Origin of the sequence: Gluconobacter sp. P1D12_c, from assembly GCF_018812105.1 — a bacterium.
GTDB classification, from domain to species: Bacteria; Pseudomonadota; Alphaproteobacteria; order Acetobacterales; family Acetobacteraceae; genus Gluconobacter; species Gluconobacter oxydans_A.
The window spans coordinates 1-425 of the sequence record NZ_JACSIQ010000543.1 but is presented as its reverse complement, the minus strand read 5'-3'; the positions used below and the strand labels follow the sequence as shown (position 1 = coordinate 425).

Annotated in this window: 1 protein-coding gene; it reads left to right on the top strand. The window is 58.6% G+C overall.

Going from position 1 to position 425, the window contains the following annotated elements:
• The coding region (locus tag KP705_RS18075) for a transposase (protein WP_215765294.1) at window positions 1-425 on the top strand (425 nt) is incomplete at both ends.

Sequence of the window (425 nt, the reverse complement as noted above, 5' to 3'; positions counted from 1 at the left end):
AGGGCGGGCGACCGCCATTTAATCCGGTAGTGATGTTCAAAATCCTGGTGATCCAGACGTTGAACAATTTGTCTGATGAGCGGACGGAATATCTGATCAACGATCGCCTGTCGTTCATGCGCTTCCTTGGGCTGGGGCTTTCAGATCGTGTTCCTGATGCCAAAACACTCTGGCTGTTCCGTGAGCGCCTGACGCAGGTGGGAGCGATCGAGGGTCTGTTCAACCGTTTTGACGCGACCCTGCGGCACGCCGGCTATCTGCCGATGTCGGGCCAGATCCTGGATGCAACGCTGGTGGCGGCTCCAAAGCAGCGCAACACGAACGCCGAGAAAGCCGATCTCCGGGCAGGCCGTATTCCCGAAGACTGGCAGGACAAGCCGTCAAAGCTGTCGCACAAGGATCGCCATGCGCGCTGGACGCTGAAG